This window comes from Vibrio lentus (assembly GCF_030409755.1).
Taxonomy (GTDB): domain Bacteria; phylum Pseudomonadota; class Gammaproteobacteria; order Enterobacterales; family Vibrionaceae; genus Vibrio; species Vibrio lentus.
In genome coordinates, this window is record NZ_JAUFQE010000001.1 from 1,354,114 (window position 1) to 1,379,332 (window position 25,219).

The window sequence follows — 25,219 nt, forward strand, 5'->3', positions numbered from 1 at the left end:
ATGAGAGTGCCCAATCGCCGATTCCACATAAAGTCTTCAATCGCTACTTTGCTTGCTTTGTCTTGCGTGAGTAACACGATTCAAGCGGACGACCTGAGCTTGGCGTGGGATTGGCAACTTAGCGCTGAGTCGGTTGAATCACGACAGTCGCCATTCACTCCTTCAGCATCTGATAATCGTCAGTCGCTCAATGGCTTGCTGGATCTTGAAGCTGGATACAACAATTGGCTTGGTCTGTTTGCAGTGAAAGCCAACGATATTTTGAGCAACAATCCTCAAGGGCAAGAGGCGAGCTTTGAGTCTGAATTCATCGTGCGTGAGCTGTTTTGGCAAGGTGGTGTTGAGCTGTCTAATTCAGCGTTCGGTGACCACTACCTCGATGTCACACTCGGCAAGGTTCGTTTGGATTGGGGCGTGGGTTATGGCTATCGACCGTTAGACATCATCAAGCCGTATCGACAAAACCCAGTAGGCATTGTCGCAGAAGAGGGCGCGGGTGTGGCCTCGGCGTCACTGTTCGATATGACAGGAGAATGGACACTGCTTTACAGTGATTCGTCATGGACTTCTCAAGACGTAAATGAATTCGAAAAGCAGAACCAGCAACAAGGATTTGGGTTACGTCGTTACAACCTAGTGGGTGACCATGAGTATCAATGGGTCGCTTATTACGACGATGTACGTCACGGCTTGCTTGGGGCGAGTTTAGTGTCGGTGTTGAACCTCGCTTGGGAGTTTCATGGCTCGGTGGTCTATCAACGACAAAGCCTTGGCTACGGTCAGCCTAACTCACTGCTTAAACCGGTTTATCTTGAAGAGCAGGGCGAGGCTTATCAAGCGTTAGTAGGATTAACATGGGCCAATGACACTGGCCACAATGTGGTGTTGGAATACTGGTTTGATAGCCGAGCGTGGAGTGATTCTGAGTGGCAAAGTGCCATAGAAAGTGCCGAGTCTTTGTCGGTTAATCCGATGACAGCATCACTGGCTGGTTCTTACGCTCAAGGTTATCAACACGCCAATTTGGTTCAACACAACATCATGTTTCACTGGTCTTTGGATTCGACACATGGCTGGCTCGAAGATATCACGCCGACATTCGACGTCATGTTGTCTCCTCAAGACGGCGGCTTTATTGCTACCCAGTGGCTCAACTATCAGGCTTTAGATAATGGCCATTCATCGTTGGATTTGGAACTTGCTGCACGCTTTCTCGGCGGTAAAAGTGATTCTGCTTACGCTAACTTACCCGATAGTCATATGATTCTTTTAAATATCAAAGGACGATTTTAATGAACACTTCTTCAAACAGTCAGTTTTCATGGATTAAAAGTTTCACGCTGACCACTCTGTTTTGTTTCGTCATTGCCATCACCACTCAAACAATTTGGGGCGGAGACCTTGTGGTTAACCTCGCGATCAGTTTTGGCTTTGGTTACAGCGCAGTGGGTTCTTCTTTCATCTTAGTGAAGTTGTTCAAGAGGACATCAAGAACGCTTGAAGTCGGTATCTCAATGGTGTTCGCGATGACCTTTGGTACCTTGAACGCGCACTATTGGCTGAACGGATATTTCGGAGCCAATATCTCTGACCTTAAATCCGTAGTCTTGCTCGGTGTGATCTTCTGTTCGGTTTGTTATTACTACTTCTATACACGAGAGCAACAACTACGCGCCGATAACGAATTGGAAGTGGCCAAGCGTCGTCAGGCCGATCAAGAAAAGGTGGTGGTGCTGAGTCAGCTTAAGCAACTGCAAAGCCAAATTGAACCGCACTTCTTGTTCAACACCCTTGCGACCATCAATGTGTTGATTGAGAGTGATAGCGCGAAAGCTAAGTTGATGCTCGAAAAGTTGACTGACTTGCTGCGTGTGACCCTGAAAAACAGCCGCACCGAGCAATCGACCATCGCACAAGAGGTCGACTTGTTAGACGCTTATCTTAATATTCAGAAGATACGCTTGGGTGAGCGCTTAGCGTTCTCGATTGAAACACACGAGATTAGCAATTTGCAGGTGATTCCACCGTTCTTGATTCAACCTTTGGTCGAGAATGCACTCACGCACGGCATCGAGCCCAAAGCCGCTGGTGGCCAAGTGAATATTCGTATTACTCAACAAGCCGAGCAGTTGAAAATTGAAGTGTCAGACAGTGGTGCTGGGTTGAAAACGCCCTCTGCGAATACGGGTCATGGTGTTGGGTTAAGCAATATTCGTCAAAGAATCGAAACCCTTTATGGCGATAAGGCGAGCCTAACGATTACTGAACAAACTGAGGGCGGGGTAGTCTCTACGATCTTGTTACCGCTGACTGACGCAGTTGTCTAGAAGGACACACCAGAAAGCACAGAGCCGTGACGAAAAATAGACGATTTACAGTGTGAATTTAAAGGATTAACCATGAACAACCCAGCAATACAGCAGAGCGTAACGGCGATTATCGCAGACGATGAAGCACTGTTAAGACATCACCTAGATAAGAGCTTGGCTGAGGTTTGGCCGGAGCTAGAGATCGTCGGTAAGGCACAAAACGGTTTGGAGGCGATGCAGAGTATTCAGCAGCTTGAACCTGATGTGGCGTTTCTCGATATTCGTATGCCTGAGCTGGATGGAATCTCACTAGCGAAACAACTCAACAAGCTAGATTCGCCGCCATTGATTGTGTTCATTACGGCTTATGACGAATATGCGGTCAAAGCCTTTGAACACAATGCGATGGATTACCTGCTGAAGCCAATCAACGAAGAGCGTCTACTCGCTACCTGTCAGAAGGTTCAAGCACGTCTGTCGAACAATCAAACACAATCCGGTATTACGCCAGAACAGCCCGATATCACGGCGTTAATGAGTCAGCTTCAGCAATTATCTCAATCAACATCACAGCAAGCTCAACCTCCTTATCTATCGCAGAAAAAGTATCTCACATGGCTTAAAGCCAGTGTTGGGGAAGACATCCACCTAATCGCCGTCGATGATGTGGCTTACTTCAAAGCAGAAGACAAGTACGTCTCGATATTCAAAAAAGGCCAAGGCGGCTCTCTAGAGGAGTTTATTCTTCGCGTATCACTAAAAGAGCTGATCGCCCAGCTCAATCCTGATGAGTTTTGGCAGATCCACCGCTCAGTGGTAGTGAAAGTCTCGGCCATTGATAAGGTGAAGAAAGGGCTCTCAGGTCAGATGTCGGCTTATGTCTTCGGAGAGAAGTTACCGATCAGCCGTGCCTCGCAAGCGTTGTTTAAGGGGATGTAGAGAACTAGCTTAAATGGATGCATTAGGCTCTTATTAAAACGCCACTTTAAATGAACACCGTCGATCTTACATAGCGCATGGTGATTTATAAAATGAAGATCTAGATCACAAAGGTATTCATCGAGTTAAATATTAAATAATAATCATTAACTCAATCTGTATATTGTCGATGAATGACATTAAGAGGTTGTTATGAAAACATATTATTTAGCGACGGCTCTATGCCTCACCTTAGTTGGCTGTAGTTCAACATCAAGTATCACCGAAACCTTAATCCAGCCGGATCCGGCATGGACATCAGGTCAGCTAGCAAATGGCCTTACCTACCATGTTTATCCAGATCATGAAGAATCCGTATCTGTTCGTTTAGTCGTACACGCGGGCTCAATTCAAGAGACTTCTCAACAAGAAGGCTATGCGCACTTCTTGGAACACATGGCATTCAATGGCAGTAAAAATTTCTCTGAAAATGATGTGATTCGTCTCTTCGAAGATGCAGGCGCTAGCTTTGGCGCTGATATTAATGCTTACACCTCTTATGAAGAGACGGTATACCAGTTAGATTTGCCAGATAACATCCAATTGCAGTCTGCCCTGACGTGGATGCGTGACATTGGTGATGGTCTGGATCTATCAAGTTCAGAAGTTGAAAAAGAGAAAGGCGTGGTTCTTGGCGAGTTTCGTATGGCTCGCCTCGATGATAAGTCATTCGGAGAGAAATTCTTTGACCACTTCATTGAAGGCAGCCCGTACGAATCGCAAGATGCATTAGGCACTAAATCGTCGATTGTGAATGCTACTCCTCAAGGCATCAGCAACTTTTATCAGACTTGGTATCAACCTCAAATAGTTGAACTGGTGGTTTCTGGTGATGTGGATATCAAAACCGTGATTCCACTCATTGAAGAGAAGTTTTCGAACTGGGAGCGTGGCGACACACCAAGACCAGAAAAACAGAAAGTGACCTCGTTCAATGAAGATGATTATGTTGAGTACGCAGGAAGAGAAGCGCCAAGCATCACTCTGACGTTTAACCGAGGTTTAGATAGAGTTGAAAATCATGCTCAGCAGCATCAACGCTGGTTGGATGAAACCGCTCAACAATTGATTCGACAACGATTAGAAGCAGTATTCAATGATGCAGCGCTGCCGACTCAATGGATAGCGTCTGATGGCTATCGAATGGGGGCTCTGCACTATTCTTCAATAAGTGTTGGGTTTCCGGCTGGTGGCCGTGAAGTGATCCAACAAGATCTGCTTTCTACATTGGCATCACTGCGTGATTTTGGCGTTTCGGAAACGGATATCGTTGGCGAGCAGCACTACTACCAAGACTTGCTGGATAATATCGAGCACGACTGGGATAAAATGGACAGCGTTGAACACGCGAACTACAAAGCGAGAGCGTTAGTCACTGATCGAATTGTCCAATCACAGAAAGACTACCAAGTCAGTTTGGAAGCCTTCATTGCTAACTTGAGCCTTGAAGTGATTAACGACAACATCAAAAACCTACTTTCTGATGATTACTTCCTTGTTATTGGTATGGATGACTCCGAAGACAGAACAGCGATCATCAACTCTCTAAATAGTTTAAAAGCCACGTATAGCGAGGCGGGAATTCCACCGCTTACGATTGGAACAGCAAGTGCCTTTGCTGTACCTAGTTCGCAAGGCGAGGTTGTGCTTGCTGAACAAATGTCCGTAGACCCATACATCCAAAAGTGGACGCTAAGCAATGGTATCGACATGTGGTACTTGCGCGATTATCTTGCTGGCGATGATGTTGGCGTGATGTACATGAGCCTCGGCGGAAAAGCCGCTTTGGATCCGAGCTTATACCCCGCCGTTGAGGTTGCGTTGCCTACCTTCGCTCGAAGTGGTGTTGGTGAGTTTACGGGTTCTGAGCTTTTAGCGTATTTTGACCGTGAAGATATTCGAGCCGATTCCTTTATTGGCAACACCCGCCATGGTATTGAATTTAATATTAATAAAGATGGGCTTAAAGATACGTTTGCTGCGCTTTATACCTTCATCACTGCGCCTAAAATTGTTCCCGAGCAGTTAGAGGCCGTTAAGCAGGAGTTTGTACAAGGTCAAGAATCTTTCTTGAGCAGCCCTGTTGGCCAGTTTGAACGAGCGGTAAACCACAATATTTATCGTCAGGAAAGTGGTCATCACCTTGTTGATAAAGAGCGTGTTGAAGCGGTTTCCGTGGAAGATCTTAGTCATCTTCATCAGCAACTGTTTGGTCAATTGAGGCATAACCAATTGGTGATTGTGGGTGATATCGACCCAAGTGAATTAAAGCCTTTGGTTCAGCAATACTTGGCTTCGATTCCATTAGAAAAAGCCGAGGTTCCTGACTTTAAGGTGGCTTATAAGCAGCCAACTGAGTCACGCATTGATTTGGCGATCAACAATGTGAATAGCGCAGAGTACGTCCTAAGAGTTATCTCTGAGCCTAGTATTGAAGTTAAAATGTCGGCAAAAGATGTTTTCATGGAAGACTTACTGCAACGTTTGCTGGCGGCTCGTTTAGACACTTATATTCGTGAAGAGTTGAGCTTAGATTACTCGCCATATACGTATGCAAAGTTGTTAGATAGCGAACCGAGTTATGAGTGGGTTATCGGGGCGATGGTAGCGCCGGAGAACGTTGATCAAGTCGAAGTGGCGATCGATAAGGTGATTACTGACCTTCTGCAAGGTGTCTCTGAAGAGGAAATGCGAGCGGTAGTGAAACAGTTCGAAGCTGATTTCGCGCCTCTAGAGAAGAGCTCTATCGACCAAGCGTGGTATGTGTCTCGTTATCTGCTCCATGGCTACGGTATCGAAGCTTTGTCTCAAGTAGAACGAGTGGCGAGATCGGTCTCTGTAGAAGAGATGAATGCGCTAGTGCAAAGTATCTTTGGTGAAAATAGCCGTAAGGTTAAGAACATCATGCGTCCTAAAGCCTAAAGCCTAAAGCCTAAAGCTTGAAGCCAACAGAAAGAGATAACTGAAAGCCAAGCGAGCATCGCTTGGCTTTCTTGTTTCTCCACCATTCATAACATCTATCCATCACCTGTTGTGAAGCCGTTTTAGATCTATGTAAATCTAAATTGCGAGGGTGCTTAATCGGTTGCATCGAATCATTTTCTAAAAAAATGTTTTAAATCAAGACAGCGTTTCATTTGTATTGTAGATTGACGATCTACGAGAATGTTGTTTGGATATTAGATTGCTTAAACTGGGTACCCGATTAGTCTTAATGTTGTTTTTACTGAGCTTTGGTTTAGTGAATTCTAACGGCTATTCGTTTCCTTCTAAGCCATTTCAAATTCATTCGGCTCAAGGGCAATCTTCGCAGACTAATCTTTGTAAACAGGCAACTGCGGATAATCCGTCGGCCTATTTAGAGTGCGATAAGGTTCAGTTTGGCACCACGTCATTAGATGACAGTTCCAACTATCACGACACTGAATCGAGCCTTCAAGCGACAGCCTTTCGACGCATGCTCAGCAATGAGCAAGAAAGCGTGGCCGACCTTGAGCCTGCGTATCATCTACTGATCGACTTCTCTCCCCCTTCAATACTGGCTTCTCTGCTCTTCAACACGCCGTTGTTGGATTCCAAGCAGCACTGGACCAGCATTGTGAGTTCTCCGTCCTCCCGGCTTTCTGGGTGGAAAGAGGGCAACATTCAATACTCGCATTTCCGAGAACTTCTTAGCTAATCGTTTGACCCTAAATTGGTCGTATCGATGGTCGCCTCGTGCCCGTTGAACTCGCCAATTAACCCAATATAGCGACACACAATTATTAGCCTCACTATTACTCAATCAGCTTGTTTTGGTTGTGACTAGTTGTCGTTCGTGTTCGCAAAACATTAGTTATACCAATCGCAGTAAATAACTGGCCATCCTAGCTGGTTAAAACGCTCGAACACTGCTTTTTCCCGGCGCTATTTTTGAGCACGTGTTTACGGTGATTGGTAAAAAGAAGAGATCTTGACTGTGAAAAAACGCATTCCAAGAAAACAAATTAACCACTACTCAAAGTGGAAATACGTGGTGCTTATTGCCACCATCATCATCATGATTCTAAGCGCTCTACCTTCTTGGTTTGGCGAAAATGCCTCGGTTCAAATCAGTAACCGTTCTGAGCAGACGATCGACGCGACTCAAATTACGCAATATCTTGCTAGCGAAGGCATTCAAGCCAAATCAGCCTTTCAAAAAGACAAACGTTTAGTGGTGATCTTAGAAGACGCAGAGCAACAAGCGAAAGCCAAAGAAGTACTCAATGAGCGCTTCCTCGACAACGCGACGGTTGCGCTTGCTATGGAGCCTGCAGCACCTAAATGGCTGACTGATATGGGCTTTGCACCTATTCAGCTAGGCCTAGATTTACGCGGTGGTGTGCAGTTCTTATTAGAAGTGGACATGGAACCGGTTTACCACGCACAAGCGCAAGCGATGGTCGATGAGGTGACCAGTCAGGTGCGTTATGCACGCGGTAAAGTGGTGAACAACCAAGTTCAGTTTGATTTCCGTACCGACGCCGATTTCGAAAAAGCACAAAAGCTGATTCGTGAAGAATTCCCACATTGGCTACGTGATCGTTCAGATAAGTCACTGACGTTAACTCAGTCTGAAGAAGAGCAAAGAACGCTACGCAACCTAACCGTTCAACAAAACCTGCAAATCATGCGCAGCCGTATTGAAGAATTAGGCATCACAGAAGCATCGATTCAACGCCAAGGTGAAAGCCGTATTCGTATTGAATTGCCGGGTGTTCAAGACCCTGCAGCAGCAAAAGATGTGATTGGTGCAACCGCATCTTTGGCGTTCTACTCTGTTTACGACAATGCAACTCGCAATACTCAAACGCTAAAAGATACAGATGGCAACCGTGTCGTTGTCGCTCGCAAAGCAGTACTGAGCGGTGAACACATTATTGATGCTCGTAGTGGCATCGGTGAGATGGGCAGTGCAGAAGTAAACATTACCCTAGATTCTTCTGGTGGTAAGAAAATGTCTGAGTTCTCACGTCACAACATCGGTAAGCCAATGGCAACTGTGTACAGCGAGTACAGTCGTGACAGAGCGGGCAACAGCAAGCAAGACAGTGAAGTGATCAGTGTGGCAAACATCCAGTCTCAACTGGGTAGCCGCTTCAGAATTACTGGCGCAGGCAGCTTGGCTGAAGCGCAAGAGCTTGCGTTACTACTGCGTGCGGGTTCATTGACTGCGCCAGTGACCATCATTGAAGAACGTACCATTGGTCCGTCTTTGGGTGCGGAAAACGTAACCAACGGCTTTGCTGCTTTGGCGCTTGGGCTTGGTCTGACTTTAACGTTTATGGCGCTATGGTATCGCCGCCTTGGTTGGGTCGCGAACGGCGCGTTAATCGTCAACATGACCACATTGTTTGGTTTGATTGCCTTGCTACCGGGTGCCGTCTTAACTCTGCCGGGTATTGCTGGTTTAGTACTGACCGTCGGTATGGCGGTGGATACTAACGTGCTTATCTTCGAACGTATTCGAGACAAGATGAAAGAAGGCCGCAGCTTTGCTAGCTCCATCGACCGTGGTTTTGACAGTGCGTTCTCTTCTATTTTCGATGCTAACGTCACCACCATGATCGTTGCTGTGGCGCTATATACCATTGGTAATGGACCGATTCAGGGCTTCGCTCTGACACTGGGCTTAGGCCTTCTAACCAGTATGTTCACGGGCATTTTTGCTTCACGAGCGATCATCAATTTGGTTTGGGGGCGTGACCAACGCCACGATGTAAGAATTTAAGCATGAGTATTTCAAATATGACTATTTCAAACAGCAGCATGACTCGCCTTCGTAAGGTGATGTCTGTGATTTCTATTGTGCTGTTCATGAGCTCTGTGATGCTGGTGGCAGTGAAAGGTTTTAACTGGGGCTTGGACTTTACTGGCGGTGTGGTTGCCGAGGTTCAACTCTCTGATCAAGTAACCAAAGATGCGTTAAAAACCAAACTTGATACGGCTTTCCAACAAGACGTTCAAGTGGTTGGGATGGCAGAACAAGATCGCTGGACAATTCGTTACAGCCAACTGACAGACGCGCCACAGCCAAACTTAGTGGATGCTTTGTCTTCTGTAAGTGACCAAGTAAAAGTGCTTAACAGCAGCGTGGTTGGCCCTCAGGTGGGTCAAGACATGGTTGACCAAGGTGGCTTGGCGGTATTGGTGTGTTTCCTAATGATCATGCTGTACCTGAGTGTACGTTTTGAATGGCGTTTGGCACTTGGTGCTCTTGCCGCGATCATCTATGACGTGACGCTTATTTTAGGTCTGTTCGCGTTTACTCAGTTTGAGTTTAACCTGACTGTATTAGCGGCCGTACTAGCGATTCTCGGTTATTCATTGAATGACTCGATCATCATTGCTGACCGTGTGCGTGAAATGCTTCGCGGCAATCCAAACGGTGATACTGACAACCGGCTTAACGAATCGGTTAAAGCGACCTTCTCACGCACCATGGTGACTTCAGGTACAACGCTAATCACCGTATCTGCGCTTTGGCTACTCGGTGGCGCTGCGCTGCAAGGTTTTGCTATTGCATTGGTTGTCGGCATTGTCAGCGGTACGTGGTCTTCTGTTTCTGTAGGTATCACACTGCCTAAGTTACTTGGCCTACAGCCTTGTCACTACCAAGTGAAAGCGCCAGTAGAAGTTGAGGGTGAGTACCCTTAGGTTATCTATTCGTTCACAAGACGACTTAGTAAATAACGTCAATAAAGCCCTTCGTTTATAACAAAACGAGGGGCTTTATTTTTTATAAGAGTCAGACAGTTACAGAAAAGAGAGCCTATTTCAAAAAACGATGGATTCAGCAGGCAAGCCCCCATGATATGAAGTATGTTTAGATGACGTCAGTAGAAATGAGGCAAAGGAATGGAATATCGACATCAATGTCATGTAGGCGACCATGGGGATGCACTCAAGCATCCAGTATTGAGTGCACTGGTTAAATCATTAATGCAGCAACACTCACGCCTCAATGTTATCGACACACACTCAGGAACAGGGTGTTACGACCTAACCACCGCGCCAAGTAATCACGCGGGTGAGTTTGCGGAAGGGGTCGGATATCTTTGGCGAAATAAGGCTTATCTTCCGCCGGCATTCAGTTCTTTTATGTCGGTGCTGGAATACTACAATCCGAATCAGCTTATCTCTTTGTATCCCGGCTCTGCTGCCATCGCATATCAACAAGGCCGCAGCCAAGACAGCTTCTATTTTTCAGACATTCAGCAAGACGAAGCTGACCTATTGCAAACCAACATTGAGAAGCTACAACGCGATCTTGATGTCTCAAGCAAGCTCACTATTACCGCAGGCGATGGGCTTAAAGCGCTCCCTGATGATGTAGCTAAGCATGATAATCATCACCTGATCGTTATCGACCCACCCTATGAAACCGATTCTGAATATCTTGCGGTGATTGATGCCTTGGTTAAGGCGTATCAACAATCTGAGAAGGTATCTGCCTTGATTTGGTACCCACTTTATACGGACGACAAGAGCTCACTGATTCTGAACCACTGTGTGACAGCGGTAAAAGATGGTTTGCTGCCAAGTCCGATTAAGTCGGAACTTCGCCTTCGAGATCCTAAGGGTGATGATCGCCTGATCGGCAGTGGCTTATTGTTGTTTAACCCACCCCAAGGCATTGCTGGAACGGTGGCTGATACTCTGGATTACTTACATAGTCAGCTCGCAACCAATGGTGAGGGTTATTGGCAAATGAGAAGTCTATAAACCTGATTTATCTGGGGTTTATGATGAATTTCTAGACGCTGTTCACTAAATCACTGTGACTATTGTGGTTTAAATTGACCAAAAGCTAACTTTTATCGATTGATTAATGGCTGTGAATCATTTAAAAATAGAATATCAATGCGCACAGGTGCATACTGGCTCATAAGTTAAATAATTACCCCTAATTAATATCAGATTGTGGTTTACCCCCTAAACTGCATAAGGCTCGCACTAGTCACGCGAGCCTTTCTTTTGCTTGAAGAAAATGTTTACAGCAATTGCTCTTCAATCTTTAGTGCTTTCTCGATGAGTTTCGCATTGAAATCTGCAGCTTCCACTGAGTAGTGCGCTTTACGATGGCAAGTCGGACAGAGTGCAATTACATTTTCAGGGCAATCAGCGCCACCATCAGCTAACCGTGTCAGGTGATGTACTTCTAGGTAAGGACCTGACTTGGTCTCAAAAGGTGAGGGCACGCCACAACCTTCACAAATACCATTTGCCCTCTTTTTTGCGTAAAGCTTAATGGCTTCACTGCGATACTTCACATGCGTAAGTTGTTCTTTTGTGTCTGCTTGGCGTGGCGTTGAAGCTAACGCAATGTCTCGTAATTGCTTCAGAGACTTACTTTTAGTCGGCTTAGTAAGGTATGAGACTTTTGGAGATTGAATGGTATTTCCGACACTTTGTGGGACAATATCTAGATGGAAAACTATTGCATCACGAAGTTGGTCGTTCTTGTCGGGGCGTTGCTCGATGTGATGACAGATGTAGTTGCAAACACCGACGAATCTAACAAAACCAGTAGAGACAGATTCAAATAAGAGAATCTCTTTGAGGTTGTTTTGGTGTTCAAAGATGGCCAAGTTTCCTTTAACCATTTGCATATCACCTTCTTGCCCTTCTCCTGTATATCGGAAAGTGCCGTCAGCACTAAAACCATCAGAGTAGCCAAATTCTTCACCTGCATCGCTAGTGAAGATAAACACATATGGGTGAGCCGCCGGCGTAGCGATACCGCCATATTGCTGACCTTTGTAATGACCGTGTATATCTGCACGTCGATTGTAAACCTGTCCTACATTGAACAATGGAGAGTCCTCTATTTATCCGTTTAAATCGGAATTGTTATTGATGTTTTTATAATTTAAATTTCATGTAAAGTTCAAATATAACAGTGGTTTAAGTGAAAATATGCAAGTGGATTTTCGAGTGTGAAAAGGTATCGGTTCGGTCACGTTTCTAAAGAGGCAAGCCTGCAGGACTCATGCAGGCTTGGTGTTTGTTTAATGCTTTATCACTACAACGCTGGGTAATCGGTATAGCCTTTGTCGTTACCGCCGAACAGAGTCGCGCTATCAAGATCGGATAGCTCGCTGCCGTTTTGTAGGCGTGATACGAGATCTGGGTTTGCTACAAATGGGCGACCAAATGCGACAAGGTCAGCGTAGCCTTTGCTTAACACTTCTTCGGCGCGTTCTGGTGTGTAGCTGCCAGCGACGATGATTGTGTTAGAGAATAGTTCTCTTAGCTCGACACGGAAGCTTTCAGGGATAACCGGCGCGTCATCCCAGTCTGCTTCTGATAGGTGCAAGTAAGCGATATCACGTGCTTGCAGCGCCTTTGATGCCTCTAGAATCGTTGGCACAATGTCTGGGCAGTTCATGTCTTTGAAGGTGATGAACGGAGCTAAACGAACACCCACCTTATCGGCACCAATCGCTTCAATTACCGCATCCACGACTTCAATTAGAAAACGAAGTCGGTTCTCGCGGCTACCACCGTAGTTGTCGGTGCGCTTGTTCGAATTAGTTCTTAGGAATTGATCGATAAGGTAGCCATTACCACCGTGGATTTCCACGCCATTGAACCCTGCCTCGACCGCTTTCTTCGCTGACTTAGCAAAATCTTGAACCACACGATCGATATCAGTTTGGGTCATTTCTCTTGGTTGAATGCAATCCACCATGTTGCCGTTTCCATTCTCATCAGAAATCCAAACTTGAGTTTCTACCGGAGCCAGTGCCGAAGGCGCGATTGGCAGTTCACCTTTTTGGAAGGTTGGATGAGACACGCGTCCCACATGCCATAGTTGGCAGAATATCGCTGCGCCTTGTTCTTTAGCGGCAGAGGTGACACCTTGCCAGCCTTTCACTTGTTCGCTTGTGTAAACACCGGGAGTGAATGAGTACCCTTGAGAGTCATCTGAGATTTGTGTCGCTTCAGTGATGATGAGCCCTGCACTGGCACGTTGTTGGTAGTAAGTTGCCATCATTTCATTTGGCACGTTTCCAGGTTGGCTTGTACGAGCGCGCGTCATGGGCGCCATAACCACACGGTTTTGTAGTTCTAGATCTTTGAGTTCTGTTGTTTCGAATAATTTGTTCATGGTTATTACCTTGTTTTAATGCTGTGATCTTTCGTTTTGTATTGGGGCGATAAGTCGCGTTATTTGCTTTCTGCTGGGCTGAAGATAGAGTCGTTTTGTGGCTTTTCAGCTCGGTTGGCTTTTGCAATAAGCAACAAACCAATCACTGGGACAACAACGGCTGCGAATGGAATCATCCCTGCGCCTAGTTGGCTGTCGAGTACCATGCCGCCTAGGAAACCACCGAAAGCATTGGCTAAGTTAAAGGCTGAGATATTCGCGGTTGCTGCTAGTTCTTGGCCTTCGCCACCGTGGTTCATTACTCGAAGCTGCATAGCAGGAACGTTCGCAAATGATGCAATACCAAAGACAAATGCAGCTGCAACGAATAGGATTTTGTTGTCTACAACAAGGCCAACCACTACTAGTGAAACGATCATCGCGATAGCCCAAAACATCGATGCTTTGCCTAAATCTTTGTCAGAAGAGCGTCCGCCCAAGGTGTTACCGATGATTAAGCCGACACCAACAATCACTAAGATCCAAGTTACTGATTCTTGACCGTAACCCGTGATGTGCATGGCGATAGGCGCAAGGTAGCCGTAAAGCGTCATGAAGCCAGACCAAGCAAAAGCGGTGATCGCCAAGCTGATGAGAAGCATTGGATTTTTGAATGCCAACAGCTGAGTTTTGATGTCTTTCGCTTCGCTGTGACCTGAAGATTTTATTGACGTTAAGATTGAAATCATGGCGATGGTGCCAAGTGCTGCCACGGTAAAGAAAGTGGTGTGCCAACCGAATTGCAAGCTCACCCAAGTACCTGCGGGAACCCCTAGAACGTTAGCGAGTGTTAAGCCAGCGAACATCTGACCAACAGCACGACCTGCCATTTTTTCAGACACTAAATTGGTCGCGACAACTGCACCTATGCCATAGAAAGGACCTTGAACTAAGCCTGCGATAACGCGGCTTGCAAGTAGAAGTGGGTAGCTAGGAGCTAAGGCTGACAAGATATTGCCGATGATGAACAAAGCCATTAAGCCAATCAGTACCATCTTTTTGTTAAAACGTGCGAGGTAGATGGTTAAGATCGGGCCACCAATAACGATAGCCAATGCGTAAGCACTGATTAGGTATCCGGCTTGACCTTCGGTGATCGAAAGGGATGTGGCAATTTGTGGAAGGATGCCTGCAATAACAAACTCAGCGGTGCCGATGGCAAAAGCTGCGAGTGTCAGTATCCAAACTTGGAATGGGATCTTTTCTTTATGGATCGCTTCTGATTTCATAGTGAAGTACCTGTGTTAATTCTTGTTTGTTAGGACGTTTACATACACGCCCTAACGATTGTTCTTTGCTTCTTTGCTTCTTTGCTTCTTTGCTTCTTTGCTTCTTTGCTTCTTTGCGAAGTGTTAGCCGAGTAGAGCACCGCCATCGATGTCGATGATTGACCCCGTTACGTATGGGTTGTTAATTGCGAATAGATAGCCCATTGCGATATCTTTAGCCTCTCCGACTTTGCCTGCTGGTAGGTTGTTTTTCGCGTTGTCGTACATGGTTGAACGAGCTGAGTCATCCATATTTTTGTAGGCTTCAGTCATGGTAAGGCCGGGGCTGACGGCGTTGACTCGAATCGGTGATAGCTCTTTGGCAAGCACTTTAGTTACGCTCTCTAGCGCGGCATTAATCGCGGTTTTTACGTAAGTACCAGCAACCACTTTGCGTGACAGCATGCCCGTGGTTAGAGTGATTGAGCCGTTTGGAGTCATGTAACGTGCGGCGTGCTTGGCTACGTTTAAGCTTCCCCAAAACTTGGTATCAAATGCTGCTTTTGCGTCTGCGATAGCAACGTCTGTCACTTTTCCTGCGGGAGCGTATGAACCCGCGGTTATCACCAAGTGATCAAATGCACCGATCGATTCGAAGTATTCACAAACCGATTTCTCATTGCTGATATCAACGCCGGTGTGTCGGCTGGCAATGTGTACTGTGTTGTCTTCGTTTCTTAATTGCATTGCTAATGCTTTGCCGATACCTGATGTTCCACCAATGATGACGAATGTGTGCTTTTCTTGGTTTGTAAGTTCGTTGTTCATGTTCTGAATTCCTGCGTGTTCTGCTGATGGTTGCCATTATATTTATTCGACTAAACTTGATAATTGGTTAAAATATAAAATCATTATTCGGATTAACTGAATGGTAGGAGAGGTGAGTGGACAAGTTTTCAGATATGGCGATGTTCGTGAGCATTGTTAAGCATCACGGGTTAGCAGCGGCGGGGCGAGAGTTAGGGCTTTCTCCTGCGACCATGACAGCAAGGCTTCAGGCACTGGAAGAGCGTTATGGTGTGAAACTGCTGAACCGAAGCACAAGACATGTGTCTTTAACTGACTCTGGGGAGCTGTATCACAAGGCGTGTCTGGAGATATTGGATAACGTTAGCGAGGCTGAAAACCTGATTCAAAATGGCGTCAAAGAGGTTAAAGGCCCACTAAAGATTGCAGCACCTAAAGACATCGGAAAGCAGTACATCCTTCCTATTCTGTCGGAATTTTGTCAGCAGTATCCAGACGTTATTCCCTACTTGTATTTGAATGACAACCTATCGAATATCGCCGAATCAGGCATGGACATCGTGATCCGCTACGGCGAATTGGTTGATAGTAGTTTGATCTCTAGACGTTTATCACCAAGCCGACGAGTGCTGTGCGCTTCACCAGAATATCTTGCCAAACACGGTACGCCGATCAAGCCACAAGATTTGGTTGAACATGACTGTTTGGCTATGCTGCGTAGCAATGAAGAGCTCAAGACATGGCACTTTCAAGATCATGACATGAAGAAGGCTGTGACGGTTGTGCCGAAGCGATTTTCAGACGATGGCGAAGTGATTCGATACTGGGCATTGCAAGGAGAAGGGATTGCGTTGAAGTCGGTACTCGATGTGCAAGATGACATCAATAACCAACGCCTTGTGACGCTACTTAATGGCTACATGAAGAACTTCAACACCTCGACTTCAGTATCGAGCGCCGACTTGAATGTGGTGTATATCAGCAAGAAATATCAGCCGAAGCGTATTCGGTTGTTTTTGGATTATCTTCTTGAGAACTTCACTGGTTTGGTCGAGAGGTCAGGCTGAGAACAATTATTGTTAATTTATCAATAGTGAAGCTTCAATGCTGGCCAGCTTTGTCTGGCGGTAAATGTTTATGATGAGAGGTCTGTCAGTAAAAAGACCTCTTCATCGTAGATGACACCATTCCTCCTCTGTTCGTCACACGTTCGTACTTCATCCTTATTGAAATATATCCGCTTATCTTATCCCCTTTTGCCGCTAAAAATAGAGGTCGGAAGGAAAGATCAAGCTATCTTCTCGCAAGTTTAGGTGAGAGATTGTCCTGTTTTATAAAATTTTAATAATCAATGTGTTAGTAAGGAAGCCTTTGAGTTGTTATTTGAGTTTTTTATGATTTAAAGCTCATGTAATTATTCAGGTTTATTAATTTCCTCATCCAGAGCCTGAATAAATCACGACGTCAAAGAAACTCTCGTAGAGCTCTTTTTCTACCCAATTGGTCATTTGTTGTCTTTCTTATCTATTTAACCATCTAATATTTATCAGTTTTTTATTTTTCTTCGCCTTCCCTGTCAATGGTGTATCTCTCACAGAATTAAAATACATAAGCCAATAGTTGTGACATTGAATTTGAGATAGATTCTCATTTGGGAACATTCCCGCTAATAAATATAATAATGGAGAAATATAATGAAAAACGTTCTTGGCTTCGTGACCCTTCTTGCTGCTTCTTTTGTTCACGCCGAAGACGCTATAACTTTCCCAACTCAACAAGCTACTGAGGTGAATGAGTCGATAGTCTTTCCGACCGTTCAGCATCCAATCGCGTTAGTTGGTGGATACGAAATAGAAAATGGTATTTTGCATTCTCGCACTTACGATTGCGGAATTAATATCAGTGATCTAAACCTATCGGCACAACTTGTCTGGGAGGGTGCGACACCGAAAGTGATGATTGTTGGGGATGACCTAATTATGTGTCGTTCACTGGCTAATAGTCCGTTTGAATTAGACATCAACCCAGTATTGAATCAGCTTCCGAATCACGACCTATATCGTTTAGAGCTCGCGAATCATGTCATCTTGAACCGATAGTTTAAGGAGAAAACATGACCTGTCATTATGTCAATGAGAGTGAAAGTGAGGTCGGTGTTAGCACCGGCCCTACGCGGCCCAAAGTTGCCATTTTCGGTGCTGGGATTTCTGGCTTAGCAGTGGCTCATAATTGTGTAAAACAAGGCTTCGATGTGGCTGTTTACGATAAGGAGCTCTACACCGGAGGAAAATGTGTCGGAACGGTGGATGAGGGAGGCGTGGTTCATGAGCTTACCCATCGACAGTTTTTCGCTAAAAACTACAACTTGATAAACTTCCTTAAAGAGGTTCCTCGTGAGTCTGGCAATTGTTTAGATTCACTATATCCCCAGAATATGGTTCAGTTTTCTTGGGCGCAAAATAATAAGACGATACAGTTTCAACGCGGGTATTTTTCCCGCTTTGAAAAGCTATGGGACGACGCAAAGTCTGCTTATTCAATGCTTTATGCTCAAGTTCCCATAAAGGATACGCTTTGGTTTAAGCAAAGGTTACAGAAACCGTATTCGATGGAGGAACTGCTTGGGGTTCCTGTTAGTGAGTTTTTTTCTTATGAGTCTAGGCCTGGACTTGCTGGCTTCCTTCGTTCGGTCTTATTAGGTTGGATTGGAGCAACGGATGATACGCCAGCGTTGGCAATTTTGGATTTGCTCAACAATAAAGATGGAGAACTGCATGCCTCTGCCCCCGACGCGTACAGTTTGGGAATGAAAGAACCGATTAGTGATGCGCTTATTAATCCGTTGACTCACCATCTTAAAAAGCAAGGCGTTCAATTTCACTTAGGCTACAAAGCCAAAGCTATTTATCCCAATAAAAAACGAACTCGGATTGATAGTGTGCTGCTACATAATGATTGTCGTGTCTTAGCTGATTATTACGTCTTCGCGCTTCCCGCTCACGTTATCAAATCTTTATTCTCAGAGATCAGTTCAGTATTAAATTATGAGTATGTACTGAGCCACGGGTTTCAGTTCTATTTCTCTCAAGTCCCTTCGGTATTGAAGAATAGGACGGTGGGATTAGTTCTCGATTCTCCTTGGGGCTTGAGTTATCACGTGACGACTCGAAGTACGTCTGAAGGAGAGGTGACATGTCTATCGGTAACAGCGACTGATCTTGATAAGGCGATCGGCCTCCTTTATCAAAAACCGATGTTGTCTTGTACAGAGAAGCAGGTAAAGGATGAATTACTGTTCCAGCTTTTTGGGCAATTAGATTTACTCGACCATTCTGCTTATCAAGGTTTCAGAGTTGGTCTTGGTGCCAAAATGGTGACACCTCAAGAATTGGAAACCTTATATTCCGATTACTTTTGTGGCGATGTGGTGACCAATGAACGTGGGCAATCCCGTTATTGGGTCCTGCAACACGCACTAACTCAACCGACAGCTCAGAATTCGCTATCAACAACGATGAATAACTTTTCTAACGTCTTTTTTAGCGGTGAGTATTTGTCTGATCCAAGACAAACTTGGCGAGTCCCCGTTACGCTGGAACGATGCATTGAAACTGCCAATCTATGTGCTGCAGATTTGGTTGAGCGTGTCTCTTCTGAGCGCGAGGAGCGTCGATGAAATCAAGTGTCTATTCTCCTTTATCATCCGGGCTATTTTTACTTATTTGCCTAGTGTACGGCAGTGGCTTTTATCTACTTGTGCAAAGCTCGATTTGGCTTGCACTAGCTCTGACTTTAGTTTTGCCTGTGTTGTTCTGGCCGTTGACAAAACCAGTCGAAAACGCCAGTGAGATAAAGCGAATCCTTGGTCTCGAAATGGGGTTTAACCTACTGTGTTTTATGGCGGTTAGTCAGTGGGTGAGTGTCGAGTATGTCGATAAAGGTTTGGTCGTGTTTTTTGTCCTCCAGTCTGTTGGTTTTGTATTGGTGCAACTCAAAAAACAGGCCTACCTGTCGATGTTTATCTCGATGGTGCTCGCCGCGACAATTGCGTATTGGGTATATACGGGTGAACAAACCTTGCTGTTAGGAGAGGGCAAGATTCTCTTATTTGGTGAAGTGGTACCTTGGCAATTAAAAGTGATTTATGGCTTTTGGTTAATTCAATTGCTGTTGGTGGAGTATCGCTCAGTTTTGCCGAAACTTACTCTCGCTATCTGCCATATTGCATCCTTTATGATAGCGATTGGTGCGGAGGATTTTTTCCATGCTCGTATCGTGACAGCCTGCCACCTTCTGTTTCTCAGCTTATGTTTCGATTTTAAGCGTTTAGATTGGGGAGGGAAGGACTTTGCTGTATCAAATCGATTAAGCAGCTTTATTCAATTGCCAATAATTAGTAAGACGCTCTCTGGACTGATTCTGGGTGTCGTTGTTATCACTTATTTCGGAATTTTCTTTATGTAACTTGGTTCCGTTTTTCAATATGGAATGACGTGGGTGTTTAACTTACCTCAAACTCTCCACGCCATTCCGAGGCACTTCTCTCAACCCATGACGTATCTCTCGAACCCAACGTCAGCTTAAGGACAGAGTTCATTGAACTGGTTATGATGCGTACAATACAAGGACGTGATTGGAGAGAGAAATGAAAGTAGTCGGTAACACGGTTATCCAACCTTTTCACAAGGCAACCTGCCATTGTGGTGCAGTTGAGTTAGAACTCAGCCTACCTAACGGAATAGAAAAGCCGCGCCGTTGTGACTGTTCTATCTGCCGTCGTAGAGGGGCGATTGTGGGTTCTGTGGCGCTGGATGGTATTAAGATTTTGAAAGGCGCTGAGCATCTTAAGCTTTATCAATTCAATACCAACACCGCGAAACATTACTTCTGTTCAAACTGCGGTATCTATACCCATCATCAACGCCGTTCAAGCCCCAATGAATATGGATTTAACATCGGTTGTTTGGAAGGGGTGAACCCTTTTGATATCGGTGATGTGGTGACTAACGATGGTGTCAATCACCCAGCTGATCGCTAAATAACTCGTCGTTTGAGAACCAATTATTTAATAATTAATGGATAGAGGAAGGGTTTATGTCTGAATATAGTGCGGTGATTCGTTGGGCTCGTGGTGACGATGAAACCTTTAGTGATAACCAATACAGTCGCGGTCATACGTGGGAGTTCGATGGCGGTGTCACGGTGCCTGCCTCGTCGTCACCTCATGTTGTGCCACTGCCGTTTTCAGTTGAGGCCAACGTTGATCCAGAAGAAGCCTTTATTGCGGCACTGTCTAGTTGCCATATGCTGACGTTTTTGGGCATTGCTGCAAAGCAGAAGTATGTGATCGACTCTTATGTGGATGATGCCGTTGGTGTGCTTGAGGAAGATGAATCAGGCCGCTCATCGGTCACTAAGGTGACTTTGCGACCTGACATTGTGTTCTCCGGTTCTAAGATACCGACCGCCAAACAACTCGACAAACTGCATCATTTGGCGCACAAAAACTGCTTTATCGCCAACTCGGTAAAAACAGAAATTGTGGTAGAGGCTAAAGCCTAAGCAACGCTACCCAATCATAAGTAGCGTCATAAAGCATGCGTAACGTTATCAAAACCAATTAGCATTGCGCGCTTAGCTTTCAAAGGCACTGTAAACCTTATTAATGAACAAGTCTTTTTGCTTCATATTGAGCAAAGGCTTAAAGGTTGTTACAGCAAAAGGCATTTCGGCAACGCCGCTTTTTGGCCCTGTTGGAATCAGTGCCATTAATGGATTTCGCTTGTAACCTTTTGTCGATTTGCTCTTTAGCTTGTTGCTGATCAGGCGAGCGAGGTACTCCCCTTGTTGCTGAGCAAGATAACCCAGCTTTGCTTCGCCAACATCGGCGACATCACCGAGTGCGTATAGGTTGTCTTCTCCTGACACCTCGAGCTGGCTATTCACCTTGACGAAGCCTTTGTTATTTAACACGTGTGGCAACTGAGCTTGCAGGAACTCACTATTGGGTAAGGTGCCAACCGCCTCGAATACGATGTCTGCGGTCGCCGTTTTACCGCTTTGTTGGTCGATATAGCTTCCCGAGATGTTTTGGTAACCCGTGTTAAATTCTACTTCGACACCTAGTGCTGTTAACTGCTGAAATGCGACTCTTCTGGTTTTGCTCTTGAAGCCATCAAGCAATGCTTCACCTCTATGTGCGAGAACCAATTTTTTGCTAGGGAAGGCGTGTGCGATTTCTCCTGCCAGTTCCACTCCCACGCCCCCGCCACCAATGATTAATATGTTCTCTGCATTTTGGATGTTTTGATTGTGCTGTAATAGTTCATTGTTGCGATCGGTTAGGTTGAACGCAGAGCTCGATTTCGCGATTGGCATGCTCGGGTAGCGAGTACCTGAAGCAATGATCGCCATCTTAAAGTCAATGGTACTTCCGTTATCCAATGTGGCTTGGTTACGTGTTAATTCGCTGACACCACTTTGAAGAAAAGCGCCTTTCAAGAAAGATTGGTAGGGCTTTCTAGCATCGTCTTTGGTCACCGCTGGTGCTGCCACATTACGAAGAGTCGCGTAGGTCACTTCAAAGTAGTCTTTTTTATCCACCAATAACGTGCTCACGCCTTTTTTCTCAAGCTCTTGCGCGGCTGCTACGCCTGCGAAACCACCGCCAATAATGAGTACGTCTACCTTTTTCATATTTTGCCCTTTATTCATACTTTGTCTTTTTTGCGGCAGGTCGTTTGTCGACCACAGAAGCCACTTATCTATGGGGAAATAGCTTAGTGCGTTTCATATTTGTAATAAATGAGCGAAAATAAAACAGAGGTGTGCATTTTTGCAACGCACAACTTCGAGAGGCAGATAATTGAAAAGGCGAGAAAATGGATAAGTGGAATGAGATAAGAACAGCCTATAAGCTAGCTCAACACCAAACACTGAGTGCTACCGCTCAAGAAATGGGCGTGCACCGTTCAACCGTGATGAGGCATATCGACACTCTCGAAGCTGAGCTTGGTGTGTTGTTGTTCCAACGAAATGACAAAGGTTATTTACCGACCGAAGCCGGGCTAGATATCATGCGCTTAGGTGAGGTGACAGAGAATCACTTCTCGCAATTGGGCGCACAAATCAAAAGTAAAGAACAGGCACTTTCTGGCACGTTAACCGTTACTGCAATAAACGACATGGCAAGTATGCTGATGCCAGTTATCCAACAATACCAGCGTTGTTATCCCAATATGCGTGTTGATTTTATTGGTGATTTGAGGAAATTTAACCTTGAATATGGTGAGGCGGATATTGCGATTCGTAGTGGCGATAAACCTACGACGCCAGACAATATCGTGTTCCCAATCGCCAGTGTGGAGATGGTATTGTGCGCGCACAAAAGCTATATCGAGCAGTATGGATTACCGCAAAACAGTGATTGGCAGCAGCATCGTTTTATCGCCATGAAAGAGAGGCCACAACATTTGCTGTGGAATGAATGGATCTACGACACGGTGCCAGAAACGCAGGTTGTATTTCTGTGTTCGAGTGTTCAGGTAGCCGCACGAGCTTTGGAGTCGGGGTGTGGTATTGCGGTTATGCCTAGGGAGTTTGTGGAGAGAGATGAGGATTTGATCTCAGTTTCTTCCAGTTTGGTTTGGCCGATGCCTGTTTGGGCTTTGGTGCACCGCGATATGTATAACTTGAAGAAAATCAGAGCCTTTATAGAGATTCTTAGGGGCGATCAGCAAACGCCCACTCACTTTAAGATATAAATCGTGTTTTTAATGACGTTTTTTTGTGCATTTTTCGTCTTTTTCAAAAAAGAAAACGTCTTACTGATATGAGTGTGATCGATTTGATTACAAATTATCGAATGTAAACTTTGGGAAATCTATATGACCAGCTTTAACAGTGCATCTAACTACGGCGAAAATGCGTTTATTAAAAGTAAACCGCAGATGCTACAAGGTATCTACAACACCACTGATGTCTTCCCATATTGGGTGGCTGATATGGATTTTCAGGTAGCAGAGCCGATCACTCAAGAGCTGAATCGTTTGGTTGAACGTGGTGTGTACTCTTATGAGTTCAATGAACAGGCGGTGTTTGAGGCGCTATCTCAATGGTATTCAAAGCGTCATGGTTTAAATCTGTCTTCAGACAAATTCGTTCAGGTTCCGGGTGTGCTTTCTGGTATTGCGTTGTTACTGCGTCAATTCACCAATGAAGGTGATGGTGTGCTAATCCATACGCCAGCGTATCACCAGTTTTCTAACTTGGTGAACAAGGCTAATCGTCAGGTGGTGAACAGCCCACTGATTAATGATGAGCAAGGTTACCGCATTGATTTCGATGGTATGGAACAGCAGATAATCGAACACAAAGTAAAAACGATGATTTTCTGTAATCCTCACAACCCAACGGGTCGTGTGTGGATGCAGCAAGAAATTGAACAAGTCATCGAGATCGCCAAGCGCCACGATGTGCTGATCATCAGCGATGAAATCCACTCAGACATTATCTTTGAAGGTCACGCTTTCACGAGCTTGACCAGCTTTGATTACGACAAGGTCATCACCTTGATTGGCTCTCCGGCGAAAACCTTTGGCATGCACAGCATCTCAAACGGCTATGTGTACACCAACAACAATGAGCTATTTGAAGCGTTCAAAACCAATGTCGCGGCGATGTACCTTGACCATGGTAATGCTTTGACGACGTTTGCGACTATTGCCGCCTTTGAGAAAGGTGAAGAGTGGTTAGATGGTATGCTGGCGTATCTGCAAGACACAGTTAAGTGGATTTCCGAATTTGCAGAGCAGCGAATTTCTCAGTTAAAAGTCTTCCAACCGCAAGGTACTTACCAAGTGTGGTTTGATTTTGCTGGCTTAGGCTTTTCGGAAGATGAATTGAAAAGTGTGGTGTTTGAACAAGCTAAAATGGGGTTAACGCCGGGCGGTTGGTTTGGCGCTGAAAGTTATCATTTTATGCGAATGAACATCGCCACCTCGCGTGACAATATTGAGCAATCATTTACTGCGTTGGCTGATGCGATTGAGGGTTTTGAGCGAGAAAGTCAGGGGAGTTCAAACTGCTGCGATAGTGGCAATTCAAAAATCTGCTGCTGAGCATTGGGCTGTAAATAACGAAAAACCGCGAGGCTGCTTAGCGCATCACTGGCGGTTTTTTTGTGTCTGTGTAATTCTAAGCATGATTTTATTGAGTTATTGAGTTATTGAGTTATTGAGTTATTGAGTTATTGATAGAGCATTTAGAGTTGCTGAGTGGTAGTTAGAGAGCGCTTGAATGATTGGTATAGATTGGTTGGCAGAGAGTTATGTTTAGTGTCCCACTGAATAGTTTTGTACATCGTGTGAGTGATAAAAGCCAAGTGATGGCGAATGCGACTGTGTGTGGATGCCAGTTGAAGCGAGTGCGGCGTTCACGCAACTGGCTGTTGGTGGCTCAAGATCATCAACTCATTGAATTTAAAACCATGTTAACTCATGAAAAAGACGATTGGATAGCAACTGCAATAGACAAAGTACTACCTAAGCCTGTGGTGTGTTTGGCATCGTTGTTAGCCGCTACGCCCTCGATGACGGTCGCGCAGTTAGTGATGGAATCAGGGTGTTCAATGGCAGAAGCAAGGCTTGCTATTGATGAATATGAAGGGTTGTAAGCGCAAACGATAAGTGAATCGGTCGTGTTGTGAAAAGAGAATCGCGAGCAGCAAAAAGCCCGTAACGATA

Annotated in this window: 22 protein-coding genes; 17 read left to right on the top strand and 5 right to left on the bottom strand. The window is 45.2% G+C overall.

All coding sequences use genetic code 11. From position 1 onward, the window contains the following. The 8 genes from QWZ07_RS05665 (at nucleotide 1) to rlmJ (ending at nucleotide 11,033) form a co-directional block, all read left to right on the top strand. On the top strand, nucleotides 1-1,293 hold the full coding sequence (locus tag QWZ07_RS05665) for a hypothetical protein (RefSeq protein WP_192852364.1): 1,293 nt from the start codon (nucleotides 1-3) through the stop codon (nucleotides 1,291-1,293). After that, entirely contained in the window at nucleotides 1,293-2,327 is a 1,035-nt protein-coding gene (locus QWZ07_RS05670) for a sensor histidine kinase (RefSeq protein WP_192852365.1), read from the top strand. Before QWZ07_RS05665 ends, QWZ07_RS05670 begins: the two co-directional genes overlap by 1 nt. A gap of 72 nt (nucleotides 2,328-2,399) precedes the next feature. Then, entirely contained in the window at nucleotides 2,400-3,248 is an 849-nt protein-coding gene (locus QWZ07_RS05675; RefSeq protein WP_102362774.1) for a LytR/AlgR family response regulator transcription factor, read from the top strand. Nucleotides 3,249-3,440: 192 nt separating this feature from the next. After that, nucleotides 3,441-6,209, top strand: coding sequence for a M16 family metallopeptidase (locus QWZ07_RS05680; protein WP_192852366.1), 2,769 nt, complete (start codon nucleotides 3,441-3,443; stop codon nucleotides 6,207-6,209). A 292-nt stretch (nucleotides 6,210-6,501) separates the two neighbouring features. Next, nucleotides 6,502-6,966: a hypothetical protein gene (locus QWZ07_RS05685; protein ID WP_192852509.1), complete on the top strand. Its 465-nt coding sequence runs from the start codon at nucleotides 6,502-6,504 to the stop codon at nucleotides 6,964-6,966. Between the two features lie 273 nt (nucleotides 6,967-7,239). Then, nucleotides 7,240-9,039, top strand: coding sequence for a protein translocase subunit SecD (gene secD / locus QWZ07_RS05690; protein ID WP_192852367.1), 1,800 nt, complete (start codon nucleotides 7,240-7,242; stop codon nucleotides 9,037-9,039). 2 nt (nucleotides 9,040-9,041) lie between these two features. Further along, a complete protein-coding gene (gene secF / locus QWZ07_RS05695; RefSeq protein ID WP_192852368.1) occupies nucleotides 9,042-9,965 on the top strand; it encodes a protein translocase subunit SecF in 924 nt (307 codons plus the stop codon). Between the two features lie 201 nt (nucleotides 9,966-10,166). Continuing rightward, nucleotides 10,167-11,033, top strand: coding sequence for a 23S rRNA (adenine(2030)-N(6))-methyltransferase RlmJ (rlmJ, locus tag QWZ07_RS05700; RefSeq protein WP_192852369.1), 867 nt, complete (start codon nucleotides 10,167-10,169; stop codon nucleotides 11,031-11,033). 269 nt (nucleotides 11,034-11,302) lie between these two features. On the opposite strand, the gene QWZ07_RS05705 is transcribed toward rlmJ, so the two are convergent. From QWZ07_RS05705 to QWZ07_RS05720, 4 genes are all read right to left on the bottom strand, one after another. After that, on the bottom strand, nucleotides 11,303-12,124 hold the full coding sequence (locus QWZ07_RS05705) for an HNH endonuclease (RefSeq protein ID WP_192852370.1): 822 nt from the start codon (nucleotides 12,122-12,124) through the stop codon (nucleotides 11,303-11,305). 209 nt (nucleotides 12,125-12,333) lie between these two features. After that, nucleotides 12,334-13,422, bottom strand: a complete 1,089-nt coding sequence (locus QWZ07_RS05710) for an alkene reductase (protein WP_192852371.1) — start codon at nucleotides 13,420-13,422, stop codon at nucleotides 12,334-12,336. 59 nt (nucleotides 13,423-13,481) lie between these two features. Then, complete coding sequence (locus QWZ07_RS05715) at nucleotides 13,482-14,690, bottom strand: MFS transporter (RefSeq protein WP_065105068.1); 1,209 nt, start codon at nucleotides 14,688-14,690, stop codon at nucleotides 13,482-13,484. 123 nt (nucleotides 14,691-14,813) lie between these two features. Beyond that, entirely contained in the window at nucleotides 14,814-15,497 is a 684-nt protein-coding gene (locus QWZ07_RS05720) for an SDR family oxidoreductase (protein WP_102314790.1), read from the bottom strand. Between the two features lie 116 nt (nucleotides 15,498-15,613). On the opposite strand from QWZ07_RS05720, the gene QWZ07_RS05725 reads away from it, so the two are divergent. The 6 genes from QWZ07_RS05725 (at nucleotide 15,614) to QWZ07_RS05750 (ending at nucleotide 21,038) form a co-directional block, all read left to right on the top strand. Further along, nucleotides 15,614-16,543, top strand: coding sequence for a LysR family transcriptional regulator (locus tag QWZ07_RS05725; RefSeq protein ID WP_065105070.1), 930 nt, complete (start codon nucleotides 15,614-15,616; stop codon nucleotides 16,541-16,543). A gap of 627 nt (nucleotides 16,544-17,170) precedes the next feature. Beyond that, a complete protein-coding gene (locus tag QWZ07_RS05730; RefSeq protein WP_017107995.1) occupies nucleotides 17,171-17,575 on the top strand; it encodes a hypothetical protein in 405 nt (134 codons plus the stop codon). A gap of 14 nt (nucleotides 17,576-17,589) precedes the next feature. Then, nucleotides 17,590-19,152: an NAD(P)-binding protein gene (locus QWZ07_RS05735; protein WP_192852372.1), complete on the top strand. Its 1,563-nt coding sequence runs from the start codon at nucleotides 17,590-17,592 to the stop codon at nucleotides 19,150-19,152. Next, a complete protein-coding gene (locus QWZ07_RS05740) occupies nucleotides 19,149-19,940 on the top strand; it encodes a hypothetical protein (protein WP_192852373.1) in 792 nt (263 codons plus the stop codon). The genes QWZ07_RS05735 and QWZ07_RS05740 overlap by 4 nt, the downstream gene beginning before the upstream one ends. A 181-nt stretch (nucleotides 19,941-20,121) precedes the next feature. Continuing rightward, nucleotides 20,122-20,514, top strand: coding sequence for a GFA family protein (locus QWZ07_RS05745; RefSeq protein ID WP_017070209.1), 393 nt, complete (start codon nucleotides 20,122-20,124; stop codon nucleotides 20,512-20,514). Between the two features lie 56 nt (nucleotides 20,515-20,570). Then, nucleotides 20,571-21,038, top strand: a complete 468-nt coding sequence (locus QWZ07_RS05750; RefSeq protein ID WP_102328074.1) for an OsmC family protein — start codon at nucleotides 20,571-20,573, stop codon at nucleotides 21,036-21,038. A 72-nt stretch (nucleotides 21,039-21,110) separates the two neighbouring features. Here QWZ07_RS05750 and QWZ07_RS05755 read toward each other — a convergent pair whose 3' ends face one another. Next, nucleotides 21,111-22,172, bottom strand: a complete 1,062-nt coding sequence (locus QWZ07_RS05755) for an FAD-dependent oxidoreductase (RefSeq protein ID WP_192852374.1) — start codon at nucleotides 22,170-22,172, stop codon at nucleotides 21,111-21,113. Between the two features lie 185 nt (nucleotides 22,173-22,357). On the opposite strand from QWZ07_RS05755, the gene QWZ07_RS05760 reads away from it, so the two are divergent. The 3 genes from QWZ07_RS05760 (at nucleotide 22,358) to QWZ07_RS05770 (ending at nucleotide 25,149) form a co-directional block, all read left to right on the top strand. Then, nucleotides 22,358-23,239, top strand: coding sequence for a LysR family transcriptional regulator (locus tag QWZ07_RS05760; RefSeq protein ID WP_192852375.1), 882 nt, complete (start codon nucleotides 22,358-22,360; stop codon nucleotides 23,237-23,239). Nucleotides 23,240-23,362: 123 nt separating this feature from the next. After that, a complete protein-coding gene (locus QWZ07_RS05765; protein WP_192852376.1) occupies nucleotides 23,363-24,595 on the top strand; it encodes a MalY/PatB family protein in 1,233 nt (410 codons plus the stop codon). Between the two features lie 209 nt (nucleotides 24,596-24,804). Then, nucleotides 24,805-25,149, top strand: coding sequence for a ribosome recycling factor family protein (locus QWZ07_RS05770; RefSeq protein WP_104211309.1), 345 nt, complete (start codon nucleotides 24,805-24,807; stop codon nucleotides 25,147-25,149). The last annotated feature ends 70 nt before the right edge of the window (nucleotides 25,150-25,219 follow it).

Coding starts and splice junctions, on each gene's coding strand:
- QWZ07_RS05665 (WP_192852364.1), top strand. CDS start 1: ATGAGAGTGCCCAATCGCCGATTCCACATAAAGTCTTCAATCGCTACT.
- QWZ07_RS05670 (WP_192852365.1), top strand. CDS start 1,293: ATGAACACTTCTTCAAACAGTCAGTTTTCATGGATTAAAAGTTTCACG.
- QWZ07_RS05675 (WP_102362774.1), top strand. CDS start 2,400: ATGAACAACCCAGCAATACAGCAGAGCGTAACGGCGATTATCGCAGAC.
- QWZ07_RS05680 (WP_192852366.1), top strand. CDS start 3,441: ATGAAAACATATTATTTAGCGACGGCTCTATGCCTCACCTTAGTTGGC.
- QWZ07_RS05685 (WP_192852509.1), top strand. CDS start 6,502: ATGTTGTTTTTACTGAGCTTTGGTTTAGTGAATTCTAACGGCTATTCG.
- secF (WP_192852368.1), top strand. CDS start 9,042: ATGAGTATTTCAAATATGACTATTTCAAACAGCAGCATGACTCGCCTT.
- rlmJ (WP_192852369.1), top strand. CDS start 10,167: ATGGAATATCGACATCAATGTCATGTAGGCGACCATGGGGATGCACTC.
- QWZ07_RS05710 (WP_192852371.1), bottom strand. CDS start 13,422: ATGAACAAATTATTCGAAACAACAGAACTCAAAGATCTAGAACTACAA.
- QWZ07_RS05715 (WP_065105068.1), bottom strand. CDS start 14,690: ATGAAATCAGAAGCGATCCATAAAGAAAAGATCCCATTCCAAGTTTGG.
- QWZ07_RS05720 (WP_102314790.1), bottom strand. CDS start 15,497: ATGAACAACGAACTTACAAACCAAGAAAAGCACACATTCGTCATCATT.
- QWZ07_RS05730 (WP_017107995.1), top strand. CDS start 17,171: ATGAAAAACGTTCTTGGCTTCGTGACCCTTCTTGCTGCTTCTTTTGTT.
- QWZ07_RS05735 (WP_192852372.1), top strand. CDS start 17,590: ATGACCTGTCATTATGTCAATGAGAGTGAAAGTGAGGTCGGTGTTAGC.
- QWZ07_RS05740 (WP_192852373.1), top strand. CDS start 19,149: ATGAAATCAAGTGTCTATTCTCCTTTATCATCCGGGCTATTTTTACTT.
- QWZ07_RS05745 (WP_017070209.1), top strand. CDS start 20,122: ATGAAAGTAGTCGGTAACACGGTTATCCAACCTTTTCACAAGGCAACC.
- QWZ07_RS05750 (WP_102328074.1), top strand. CDS start 20,571: ATGTCTGAATATAGTGCGGTGATTCGTTGGGCTCGTGGTGACGATGAA.
- QWZ07_RS05755 (WP_192852374.1), bottom strand. CDS start 22,172: ATGAAAAAGGTAGACGTACTCATTATTGGCGGTGGTTTCGCAGGCGTA.
- QWZ07_RS05760 (WP_192852375.1), top strand. CDS start 22,358: ATGGATAAGTGGAATGAGATAAGAACAGCCTATAAGCTAGCTCAACAC.
- QWZ07_RS05765 (WP_192852376.1), top strand. CDS start 23,363: ATGACCAGCTTTAACAGTGCATCTAACTACGGCGAAAATGCGTTTATT.
- QWZ07_RS05770 (WP_104211309.1), top strand. CDS start 24,805: ATGTTTAGTGTCCCACTGAATAGTTTTGTACATCGTGTGAGTGATAAA.